The organism is Achromobacter sp. 1014246743, assembly GCF_059760725.1.
The window spans coordinates 1-8736 of record NZ_JCBANA010000121.1 but is presented as its reverse complement, the minus strand read 5'-3'; the positions used below and the strand labels follow the sequence as shown (position 1 = coordinate 8736).

The following is an 8736-nucleotide window of genomic DNA, read 5'->3' as shown; positions in this document are numbered from 1 at the left end:
AGGTCGCCAACCGCGTCATCTTCATGGACCGCGGCGAGATCATCGAGCAGAACAGCCCGGACGAGTTCTTCGACAATCCGCAGAACGAACGCACCAAGCTGTTCCTGAGCCAGATTTTGCATTGATCCGAACCGAGGGCGGCGCCTGCCGCTGTTCCGGAGACCGAAAACCGCCTTCCTGCGAAGGCGGTTTTTTCTTTGGGCGAGTGCTTTCCCGCGGATTCACCGGTTCGGGCATCGTCTGGGCGACTGCGCCCCGGACGAGCGCCTTTTGGCCGAATTCGAGCCGCTTTCGGCGGTAGCCCTTTGTTACGCCGTTCGTCTCGCTGCGGTATGCTACCGACCGCCAATGATGCATCGAGAGGAGAACACGAGATGAAACAGACCCCCCGTAGCGCCCTGCGCCGCGCCTTGCTGGGCGGCGCCGCGGCCCTGGCCGCCACGCTGGCCTTTTCCGCGCCTGCGCTGGCCCAGGCCACCGATTTCCCCACCAAGCCGTTGCGCTTCGTGGTGCCTTACCCGCCCGGCGGCCCGCTGGACACCATGGCCCGCATGCTGGCCGAAAAGGTGCGCGGCTCGCTCGGCCAGCCCGTGATCGTGGAAAACCGCTCGGGCGCCGGCGGCAACATTGGCGCCGACCTGGTGGCCAAGGCCCCGGCCGATGGCTACACGCTGGTGATGGGCGCCGTGGCTACCCACGCCATCAATCCCTGGCTGTTCGCCAACCTGCCTTATGACCCGGTGAAGGACTTCGCGCCTATTACCATCGTGACGTCGGTGCCGAACGTGCTGGTCATGAACGTCGACTTCGCCACCAAGAACAAGATCCAGACGCTGGCCGACCTGATCGACTATGCCAAGAAGAACCCGGGCAAGCTGAACTACGGTTCGGGCGGCAACGGCAGCGCGGGCCATCTGTCGGGCGAGCTGCTCAAGGCGCGCGCCGGCATCAACGTCGAGCACATTCCCTACCAGGGCGCCGCACCCGCGCAGCTGGCGTTGCTGTCGGGCCAGTCGGACTTCATGTTCGACAACCTGGCGGCTTCCGCACCGCTGATCAAGGACGGCAAGGTCAAGGCGCTGGCCGTGACCACGGCCAAGCGCTCGTCGCTGCTGGCCGATGTGCCCACCGTGGAAGAGTCCGGCATCAAGGGCTTTGACCTGGGCACCTGGTTCGGCGTGTTCGCCACGGGCGGCACGCCCGCGCCGGTGGTGGCCAAGCTGCACAAGGCCTTCGCCGACGCGATGGAGCTGCCGGATGTGAAGCAGCGTTCGCTGCTGATGGGGTCGGAAGTGGGCCCGATGACGCCCGAAGCCTTCGCCGAATTCGTCAAGACCGAAAAGGCCAAGTACCAGGAGATCGTGAAGATCTCCGGCGCCAGCCTGAATTGAACGCAGGCGCCTGACGCGTGCGTGCCGGCGACATGCCGTCGGCTACGCGGGCCTGATGCAAGCCGCGCCCCAGGGCGCGGCTTTTTCCTGGGCCGGCCAGGTGGCATGCGTGGCCGGCCGATGACGTCACGCCACGGGCGAGGCCAGCAGATTGTCGACCAGCCGCAGCAGCAGCTTGCGGTCGGTCTCAAGGTCGGTGCAGCCGTACTGGTCGGCCTCGCGATTGACCCAGGCATGGCCCGCGCGCCATTGCTCGCCGTCTGGCTGCAAGGTTACGGCGTAGATCCAGATGCCGGTCCAGCTGCGGTGAAAGCGCAGCACGCCGTCTTCCAGGTAGATGAACCACTTGTCTTCCATTTCCTGCGGCACGCGGCCTTGGCGCAGGCGGGCGTACTGTTCGGCCGTATAGACGGCGTCAAAGGGCAGGGCAGTGCGCTTTTTCGGCGCGGGCAGGTGTTTCCAGGAAGCGGCTTGGGCGTCGGGCATGGGGATCGGTGTGATGATGCTTGGACTGGCGCGTGCGGTTTGCGGGGCGCACCGGCGAGCGGCGCGCGACCCCCAGCATACTAAGGCCAGACCCGGCATTTGTCCCGTGCCTCGGGGTCCGCGCTCCCTGGTCGGAACCGCGGACCCGTCCGGATCACATTTTGCACTCGGCCGCGTGCACGTCGGTGTGGTCGCGCGCGATTACCTTCAGGTTCTTGTAGACCAGCTTGCCGTCCGGGCCGGCCTCGATATGCAGCAGATACCAGTCCTGTACCGGATGCTGGTTGGGGCCGAACTTGAACTTGCCGCGCACGCTGGGGAAGTCGGCGCGGCGCAATGCGTCGCGGAAGGCGTCGGGCTTGCCGGCGATGTCGCCGCCCGCGGCCTTCAGGGCCGTGCCGATCAGGTTGGCGGTGTCGTAGGCCTGCGCGGCATAGGCGGTGGGCGCTCGGTTGTAGGCCTTGGTGAAGGCATCCACGAAGTGCCTGTTCTGCGCGTTGTCCAGATCGGCGCTCCACAGCGAACTCAGGTAGAAGCCCTTGCCCGCGGTGCCGGTGGCGGCCAGCATGCGCTCGTCCATCGAATAGATCGGGGTGATCATCTTGATCTTGCCGTCCAGCCCGGAATTGGCAAACTGCTTGGTCAGGTTGATGCCCGCACCGCCCGGGTGGAACTGGAAGATGGCGTCGGGCGCCAGCGACCGCACGCGCGCCAGTTCGACCGAGAAGTCGGCCTGGTCCAGCTTGGTGTAGATCTCTTCGGCGATCTCGCCCTTGTAGGTGCGCTTGAAGCCCGCCACGGCGTCACGCCCGGCCTGGTAGTTGGGCGCCATGACCACGACGCGCTTGGCGCCCAGCTCGTTGGCGGCGATGCCCGCGGTGTCGGCGTACGAATCGTTCTGGAACGACACCGAGAAGTAGTTGGGGTGGCAGGCCTTGCCGGCGTAGTTGGACGGCCCGGCGTTCAGGCTGACATAGAAGCCGCCGGCGTTGAGCACGGTTGGCGCGACGGCGGCCAGGACGTTCGAGAAGTTGACGCCCGTGAACAGGCGCACGCCGCCCTGCACCATCTTGTCGGCGATCTGCTTGGCGTTGGCCGGCTTGAGCGCGTCGTCTTCGACCCGCACGTTGACCGGCACGCCGCCCAGCTTGCCGCCGCCTTCCTTGACGGCCAGCATGAAGGCGTCGCGCTCATCTTCGCCGATATAGCCGGCGGGCGTGGACAGCGTGCCGATGAAGCCGATGTCCACGGGCTTTTGCTGGGCCTGGGCGGCCAGTGCCGCCGTGGCCAGCAGCATCGCGGCGGCGCCGCGGATGGTGGGGTGTGTCATGGTTGTCTCCTCCTTGCCTGCCGTTTTTCTACGGCTCGATGGGTCCCGCGAGACAGTTCTCCACTTTCCAGCCATAGAGCCACTGCAACGCGTCATAGAACTGGGACTGGCTGCGACCGGTCCACAGCATGTTGCGCACGGTGCGTTCGACGCCCCGCGCGTGATACAGGCGGCCCATTTCGCGGGTCGACCAGACCACGCGCGCGCTGCGGGGAATGCGCACCGATTCGTACAGGCGGAAAGCGGCTTGCAGGTCGTGGTCGCAGCGTTTGACGGCTTCGCCCAGCGTCACCGCGTCTTCCAGCGCCATGCAGGCGCCCTGGGCCATGTATTGCGTCATGGGATGGGCGGCGTCGCCCAGGATCGTGACGCGGCCCTGGCCCCAGTGCTCGACCGGTTCGCGGTCGGCGGTCGCCCAGCGCTTCCACGAGGTGGGGCGGTCCAGCATCTGGTGCGGGCGCGGATGGATGCCCTGGAAGTACGACAGCACTTCGTCCTTGCTGCCTTCGCGCACGCCCCATTGTTCGGGTTCGCGGCTGTGGAAGGTCACCACCAGGTTGTATTGCTGGCCGCCGCGCAAGGGGTAGTGCACCAGGTGGCAGTGCGGGCCGGCCCACAGCACGGGTGCGTTGATGCGCAGTTCCTCGGGCATGTTGTCGCGTTCCACTACGGCGCGATAGACCACGTGGCCCGTCACGCGCGCCGGGTCGCCGATCAGGCGTTCGCGGATCACGGATTTCACGCCATCGGCCCCCACCACGGCATCGGCCTGATAGCGGTTGCCGTCGGTGTCGACCACTTCGACCCGCCGGCCGTCCTGGGACACGCTGGATATCTGGGTCGACGTGCGAAAGCGGATCAGCGGGTTCTGCTGCACGGCTTCCAGGATGGACAGGTGGATGTCGGCGCGGTGGATCACGGCATAGGGGCCACCGAAGCGTTCGCGAAAGGCCGCGCCGGTATCGATGCGCACCACTTCGCGGGCATCGACCGCGTCCATCATGATGATGTGGTCGGTGAAGACCGCCCGCTGCCGCGCGGTGGCGCCCACGCCCAGGGCGTCCAGCGCGGCGAAGGCATTGGGCCCCAGCTGGATGCCGGCGCCGATTTCGCCGATGTGCGCGGCCTGTTCCAGCAACTGCACCGCGATGCCCTGGCGGGTCAGCGCCAGCGCGGCGGCCAGGCCGCCGATGCCGCCGCCCACGACGATCACGGATTGCGGGGAAGAAGAGACTGCCGGTGTTGCGTTCATTGCGAAATTCCTTGCAGGGTCATTCCTGGCGGCCCAGGAAGGCGCCCTGGCTTTCCAGTTGCGCCTGCAGCGCCGCCACGGGCACGTCGGCCGGCGCGATGCCGGCGCACAGCGCCATCGCCGACGCGGTGCCGGCGGCTTCGCCCATGACGAAGCAGCTGCCGCTGACACGCGCGGCCGACTGGCCTTCGTGCGTCATCGACGCGCAGCGCCCGGCCACCAGCACGTTGCCGGCCACGCCCGCGCCGCGGCGCGGCACCATCATGCGAAACGGCAGCTGGTTGTAGCCGCGCGATTCGGGAATGGGCGGCCACATCCATTGCACGTCACCGGCCGTGTGCATCTCCAGCGGCCAGCCGTTCACGCCGATGCTGTCTTCGAAATCGGCGCAGCCCAGGACGTCTTGCTTTGTCAGCACGGCTTCGCCGACGATGCGGCGGGTTTCGCGGATGCCCAGTTGCGGGGCAATGTCCAGCACATAGGCCTGTTCGAAGCCCGGCACCTTGGCGCGCAGGAAAGCCAGGTACTGCGTGATCTGGCGGCGGCCTTCCAGTTCGCCGGCCGACAGCGACGCGGCGTCGGTGCCGTCGGCCGCGCTGCCGTCGGCGTTGGCCAGCTGCGTGACGTTGACGCGCCATTCGTAGTCATGCTTTTGCGGCCGCACGATGGCGCCGCGCCGCGGAAAGGTGAATTCGCCGCTGGCCGCGGCCTGGTCCATCAGCAGCGGAATCGTCTTCCAGGCTTCCTGGGCGCGGGTGCCGTCGACGTTGCCCACCTTGAACATCAGCGTGGGGTAGAGCATGTGTCCCTGGGCATCGCCTTTCTCGAAGGGCAGGCCGCCCCACTGGGCGATGTCGGCATCGCCCGAGCAGTCGATGAAGACCTTGCCGCGCACCGCGCAGCGGCCCGACTTGGTTTCCAGGAACAGCGCATCGACATTGCCGGCCGCGTCGCGCGTCAGGCCGGTGGCCAGGGCGTGGAACAGGATCTGCGCGCCGCTGTCCTGCACCATGCCGTCGGCCGCGCACTTGAAGGCCGAGATGTCGTAGGCCTGGGCGTGGATCTTGCCCAGGATCAGGTGTGGGTCGTTCAGGCCGTCCAGCGCGCGCATGCGGTCCAGCAGCTCGTCGGTCATGCCGTGCACCACCTGGCGGATGTCGCCGTGGATGTTGGCATGCAGGCCGCAGAAGTTGGACACCCCCGCGGCCGTGCCCATGCCGCCCAGAAAGCCGTAGCGTTCCACCAGCAGCACGCGGGTGCCGTTGCGGGCGGCGCTGGCGGCCGCGAGAATGCCGGCGGGGCCGCCGCCCAGCACCACGACGTCGTATTCGCCGTACAGCGGAATCTGGCGGGCGGGTTCGGTAATGCTCATGCTTGTCTCCTTGCGCAACGCTATTGGCCCTTGATGCCCAGCTTCTTGATCAGGGGTTCCCAGCGCGTGAGCTCGTCGTCCATGTAGGCGCGGAACTCGGCCGGGCTGCTGCCCACGGGGTCCATGAACTGCGCTTGCAGGCGCTTGACGACTTCCGGGTCGCGGATCGCCTGGATCAGCGCATCGGACAGCTTTTTCTGGATGTCGGCCGGCACCTTGGACGAGATCACGAAGCCGATCCAGGCCGAGCCTTCGATGCCGGGCACGCCGGCTTCGGCCAGCGTGGGAATCTCGGGCAGCAGGCCCGAGCGCTTGGACGAGGTGACGGCCAGCGCCTTCAGGCGGCCATCCTTGACCATCGGCATCACGGCAATCGGCGGCAGCGCGGCGAACTGGGTATCGCCCGACAGCAGCGAGGTCAGCGCGGCAGGCGACGACGGATACGGCACGTGGGTGGCGCGCGCGCCGATCTGCTGCAGCAGCAGTTCGACGGCCAGGTGCGACACCGTGCCGGCACCCGGCGAGGGGAAGTTGTACTTGTCCGGGTTTTTCTTCAGTGCCTCCAGCAATTGGCCGACGTTGGCGATGCCGGCGTTGGCCGGCACCACCAGCACGTTGGGCTGGTGCACCGCCAGCGTCAGGGGCGCCAGGTCGGTGGCGGGCGCATAGGGCAGCTTGTCGAACAGCAGCGTGTTGTTCACCAGGGGGCCCGTGATGGACACGCCGAAGGTGTAGCCGTCGGGCTTGGCATTGGCGATGGCGAAGGTGCCGATGTTGCCGCTGGCGCCGGGCTTGTTTTCCACCACCACGGTCTGGCCCAGGAGGGCGCCGGCCTTCTCGCCGACGATGCGCGCCACCTGGTCGGGGCTGGAACCGGGACCGAACGGCACGATCGCCTTGAGCGGCTGCGTCGGCCAGGCATCGGCGGCCTGCGCCGCGCCCCATGGCGCCAGCGCGACCATGCCCAGGGCCAGGGCGCGTGCCGCGACACCGCGCGCTCGGGTCAGGGGGGTGAAATCACGCATGCTTGTCTCCCATGATCTTCATGGTGTTGAAATAGGTCTGTTCATTGGCGATGAAGGCCGCGACCATCGCGCGGTAGGCGGCGTCCACCACCTGGTCCAGGTTCTCGAAACCCGGGTTGTGGCGGTCCGCCAGGCGCCGCACCTTGTCGAACACCTCGGCCTGGCGGGCCGGGGCGCTGACCTGGAAGGCGTCGCGCTTGAAGCGTGCGGCGTCTTTCACGTACATGGCGCGTTCGGCCATCAGCCGCACGATCTCGTCATCGAGCCGATCGATATTGGCGCGTACCTCGGACAGGGTCGCGCACAGGGGCCGGTAGGCGGGGTCGGTGTATTCGCGCAGCGGCGCGCCCTGGGGGTCGGGCTCCTGGCCCGGCGTGGCTTGGCGGCTCATTTGACGTAGTCCGGCTGGTGGGCGGGCGCGGCCTGCTGGAACGCGGGCTGGGCGGTGCAGTGCGCATAGACGCGCAGCGCGTTCGGGTAGGCCGACAGGTCGCAGCCCATGCGCTGCGCGTTGGCCACTTGCGGCACCAGGCAGCAGTCGGCCAGCGTCGGCGCAGCGCCAAAGCAGTAGGCGCCATGGCCGTGGCGGGCCAGCAGGGTCTCGACCGCCGTCAGGCCTTCGCGGATCCAGTGGTGGTACCAGGCGTTCTTCTGGGCGTCGGTGGCGCCCAGTTCTTCCTGCAGGTAGCGCAGGATGCGCATGTTGTTGACCGGGTGGATATCGCAGGCGATGGCGTCCGACAGTTCCAGCACACGGGCGCGCTCGCGCACGTCACGCGGGATCAGGCGTGGTTCGGGGTGGGTGGCATCCAGGTAGTCGATGATGGCCAGCGACTGCGACAAGGAAAAATCGCCGTCGGTCAAGAGCGGCACGCCGGCTGACGGGTTGATGGCAACGTAGCCGGCGGCGCGCTGTTCCTGCTTGCGCAGGTTGATGGGCAGCACCTCGAACGCCACGCCCTTCAGGGCCAGCGCGATGCGCACGCGGTACGAGGTGGAGCTGTTGAAGAAGCTGTGCAGTTGCATAGGGCGCTCCGCTCAGTCGATGCGCACGCTGAGCGTGCCCAGGCCGTCCACGCCGCCGACCATCGTGTCGCCGCGTACCACCGGGCCCACGCCTTCGGGCGTGCCGGTGTAGATCAGGTCGCCGGCTTCCAGGCGGAAGTACCGGGACAGGTAGGCGATGGTTTCGGCGACCGACCAGATGAGCTTGCCGATGTCGCTGCGCTGCTTGTCCGTGCCGTTGACCTGCAGCCAGATGGCCGCCTCGTGTATGCCAGCCACCTCGGCTGCGCGGTGCAACGGGCCGATCGGGGCGCTCTGGTCGAAGGCCTTGCCCAATTCCCACGGGCGGCCGGCTTCGCGCATCTTCATCTGCAGGTCGCGGCGGGTCATGTCCAGGCCGACGGCATAGCCCCAGACGTGCTGCAGCGCCTCGTCGACGCCGATGTTCGCGCCGCCCTTGCCAATGGCCGCGACCAGTTCGATTTCGTAGTGCAGGTTGGCGGTTTCGGGCGGGTAGGGCAGCGACAGCGTGGTGTCCGGCGCCACCGGCACCACGGCGTCGGCCGGCTTGCAGAAGAAGAAAGGCGGTTCGCGGTCGGGGTCGAAGCCCATCTCGCGGGCATGCGCGGCGTAGTTGCGGCCCACGCAGTAGACGCGGCGCACGGGGAAGCAGTCGGCGCTGCCGGCGACGGGCACGGCAACGGGAGCGGCGGGATCAAAGACAAAAGACATGGGTCACCTTGTAGGAATGCGAGGCCGGCGCCCGCGCGGGCGCCCGCCGACATGAAGCGGGGAACGCGGGGCGGTCAGGCGGTGCGCTCTTCGCGCCACAGGCCCCGGGCGTCCTGCACCGGGCGGGCCGGATAGCTTAAAAG

Annotated in this window: 9 protein-coding genes and 1 pseudogene; 2 read left to right on the top strand and 8 right to left on the bottom strand. The window is 67.7% G+C overall.

Features of this window, described 5'->3' with window-relative positions:
• Both AC6LJ2_RS29550 and AC6LJ2_RS29545 read left to right on the top strand, forming a co-directional pair.
• Positions 1–125 (top strand): annotated as a pseudogene (locus AC6LJ2_RS29550) (amino acid ABC transporter ATP-binding protein); the annotation flags it as partial.
• Positions 126–374: 249 nt separating this feature from the next.
• Entirely contained in the window at positions 375–1391 is a 1017-nt protein-coding gene (locus tag AC6LJ2_RS29545; RefSeq protein ID WP_263915521.1) for a Bug family tripartite tricarboxylate transporter substrate binding protein, read from the top strand.
• A gap of 126 nt (positions 1392–1517) precedes the next feature.
• Here AC6LJ2_RS29545 and AC6LJ2_RS29540 read toward each other — a convergent pair whose 3' ends face one another.
• The 8 genes from AC6LJ2_RS29540 to AC6LJ2_RS29505 form a co-directional block, all read right to left on the bottom strand.
• On the bottom strand, positions 1518–1877 hold the full coding sequence (locus tag AC6LJ2_RS29540) for a hypothetical protein (protein ID WP_263915520.1): 360 nt from the start codon (positions 1875–1877) through the stop codon (positions 1518–1520).
• 154 nt (positions 1878–2031) lie between these two features.
• Positions 2032–3207, bottom strand: coding sequence for an ABC transporter substrate-binding protein (locus AC6LJ2_RS29535; RefSeq protein ID WP_263915516.1), 1176 nt, complete (start codon positions 3205–3207; stop codon positions 2032–2034).
• Between the two features lie 28 nt (positions 3208–3235).
• Positions 3236–4459: a 3-hydroxybenzoate 6-monooxygenase gene (locus AC6LJ2_RS29530; protein ID WP_498152728.1), complete on the bottom strand. Its 1224-nt coding sequence runs from the start codon at positions 4457–4459 to the stop codon at positions 3236–3238.
• 19 nt (positions 4460–4478) lie between these two features.
• Complete coding sequence (locus tag AC6LJ2_RS29525; protein WP_498152727.1) at positions 4479–5831, bottom strand: FAD-dependent oxidoreductase; 1353 nt, start codon at positions 5829–5831, stop codon at positions 4479–4481.
• A gap of 20 nt (positions 5832–5851) precedes the next feature.
• Complete coding sequence (locus AC6LJ2_RS29520; RefSeq protein ID WP_263915512.1) at positions 5852–6856, bottom strand: tripartite tricarboxylate transporter substrate-binding protein; 1005 nt, start codon at positions 6854–6856, stop codon at positions 5852–5854.
• Positions 6849–7247: a chorismate mutase gene (locus AC6LJ2_RS29515; RefSeq protein ID WP_498152726.1), complete on the bottom strand. Its 399-nt coding sequence runs from the start codon at positions 7245–7247 to the stop codon at positions 6849–6851. The genes AC6LJ2_RS29520 and AC6LJ2_RS29515 overlap by 8 nt, the downstream gene beginning before the upstream one ends.
• The gene (gene maiA / locus AC6LJ2_RS29510; RefSeq protein WP_445658091.1) at positions 7244–7882 is read right to left on the bottom strand and encodes a maleylacetoacetate isomerase; all 639 of its coding nucleotides are present in this window, start codon (positions 7880–7882) and stop codon (positions 7244–7246) included. Before maiA ends, AC6LJ2_RS29515 begins: the two co-directional genes overlap by 4 nt.
• A gap of 12 nt (positions 7883–7894) precedes the next feature.
• Positions 7895–8593, bottom strand: coding sequence for a fumarylacetoacetate hydrolase family protein (locus AC6LJ2_RS29505; RefSeq protein ID WP_498152725.1), 699 nt, complete (start codon positions 8591–8593; stop codon positions 7895–7897).
• Positions 8594–8736 lie beyond the last annotated feature (143 nt).

Coding starts and splice junctions, on each gene's coding strand:
- AC6LJ2_RS29545 (WP_263915521.1), top strand. CDS start 375: ATGAAACAGACCCCCCGTAGCGCCCTGCGCCGCGCCTTGCTGGGCGGC.
- AC6LJ2_RS29540 (WP_263915520.1), bottom strand. CDS start 1,877: ATGCCCGACGCCCAAGCCGCTTCCTGGAAACACCTGCCCGCGCCGAAA.
- AC6LJ2_RS29535 (WP_263915516.1), bottom strand. CDS start 3,207: ATGACACACCCCACCATCCGCGGCGCCGCCGCGATGCTGCTGGCCACG.
- AC6LJ2_RS29530 (WP_498152728.1), bottom strand. CDS start 4,459: ATGAACGCAACACCGGCAGTCTCTTCTTCCCCGCAATCCGTGATCGTC.
- AC6LJ2_RS29525 (WP_498152727.1), bottom strand. CDS start 5,831: ATGAGCATTACCGAACCCGCCCGCCAGATTCCGCTGTACGGCGAATAC.
- AC6LJ2_RS29520 (WP_263915512.1), bottom strand. CDS start 6,856: ATGCGTGATTTCACCCCCCTGACCCGAGCGCGCGGTGTCGCGGCACGC.
- AC6LJ2_RS29515 (WP_498152726.1), bottom strand. CDS start 7,247: ATGAGCCGCCAAGCCACGCCGGGCCAGGAGCCCGACCCCCAGGGCGCG.
- maiA (WP_445658091.1), bottom strand. CDS start 7,882: ATGCAACTGCACAGCTTCTTCAACAGCTCCACCTCGTACCGCGTGCGC.
- AC6LJ2_RS29505 (WP_498152725.1), bottom strand. CDS start 8,593: ATGTCTTTTGTCTTTGATCCCGCCGCTCCCGTTGCCGTGCCCGTCGCC.